This is a genomic window from Lactobacillus agrestimuris (assembly GCF_943193025.1).
Classification (GTDB): domain Bacteria; phylum Bacillota; class Bacilli; order Lactobacillales; family Lactobacillaceae; genus Lactobacillus; species Lactobacillus agrestimuris.
Genome location: NZ_CALPCQ010000050.1, coordinates 1 through 1,371 on the forward strand (window position 1 = coordinate 1; position 1,371 = coordinate 1,371).

A 1,371-nucleotide genomic window follows, 5' to 3' on the forward strand; every position below is an offset into this window, starting at 1 on the left:
GAGACTGTCAAATCTTTTGTGTAAATAGTTCTTTCTCGCAAATTGATTTTTTAATTATTTATTTAATCAAAATAGGATTCTAAGGTATCCTGAATCTGACCAAATCCTTTATGAATTCGGTTGAAATAGCGGTCATTGTAGCTCATTGCCTGGATGCCAATAAATACATCAAGCGACTGTTCAGTTGGAAATTCTGCCTTAGGCTTAGCTTTTCGCTTGATGACGTTGTTAAAGGATTCAATCATGTTGGTTGAATAAATTGAGGCTCTGATTTGTTTGGGATAATTGTAGAAGACCAGCAGATCGGGCTCAATTTCCTTCAAGCCTTTGATGACATGGCTATAAGCTTTATTCCATTTGGCATAGAATTCATGCAAGACAGCTGCAGCTTCTTTTTGGCTTGTTTGTTGATGTATCTGCTTGAATTCATTCATGATCTTTTCGCGGTCATCCACCCGGACTTTAGCACAGATATTGCGCATGACATGAACCAGGCAGCGTTGAAAATGAGCTTTAGGATAAGTCCTGGCCAAGGCTGTTTTCATGCCAACAACACCATCAGAAAGAAAGAGCTCAACTTGCTTCAAGCCTCTGGATTTCATGTTTTGAAGCATCTCTGTCCAGACTGCAATGTTCTCACTAGGAGCAATGCAGTAGTCAATGACTTCTTTATGTCCATTAGGTTTAATGCCAATGGCAATATAGACTGCTTCTCGTTCAAAGGTTTCTCGACGCAACGGTATATACGTTGCATCAAGATAAACGCAAAAGAACTTATCGCTCAGCTTACGCTTGTGATAAGCCTCAACCTTGGGGAGCATCTGCTTGGAAATATTTGATACTTGTGCTGGACTATAATGACTGCCATACATTTTCTCAATCAAGTCAGCGATTTCTCTGGTGGTTACACCCTTAGAATAAAGCTTTATAACCATATCTTCTAAGAAGTCAGTATGTTGTTTATAGTCTGGCAGAGTGTGTTGATGAAACATACCATTGCGATCTCGTGGCACTTGTACCTCAATTGATCCAAACTGAGTATCAATCTTACGGAAATACGCACCATTTCTAGAATTACCAGTATTCCAGCCATTTCTGGCATAAGGATCATATCCCAAAAAGGCAGTTAGTTCAGATTCTAGCAAGTCATTAACAGCCTGTTGGATTTCATTACGAAACAAATCATTAATTTTATCTTGATTAAATAGAGCTTGAGTTATATTTTTGGTAAAATCATTCATGAAGGAGTTCTTCTTTCTGTATGTGTTTTTTGTTCAAACCAATCATACGAGAAAGGAACTCCTTTTTCTAATGTTTAAAGAAATAAATTTAAGGAATCATTCATCCTTACACAAACTATTTTACAGTCTC

The 1,371-nt window shown here is 37.6% G+C and carries 1 protein-coding gene; it reads right to left on the minus strand.

Annotated elements, in window-relative coordinates:
• Positions 1-62 precede the first annotated feature (62 nt).
• Complete coding sequence (locus NFR82_RS08790) at positions 63-1,241, minus strand: IS256 family transposase (protein WP_251717897.1); 1,179 nt, start codon at positions 1,239-1,241, stop codon at positions 63-65.
• Positions 1,242-1,371: the final 130 nt, after the last annotated feature.

Bases quoted from the DNA above. Each gene is read 5' to 3' on its own strand.
- NFR82_RS08790 (WP_251717897.1), bottom strand. From the start codon at position 1,241: ATGAATGATTTTACCAAAAATATAACTCAAGCTCTATTTAATCAAGAT.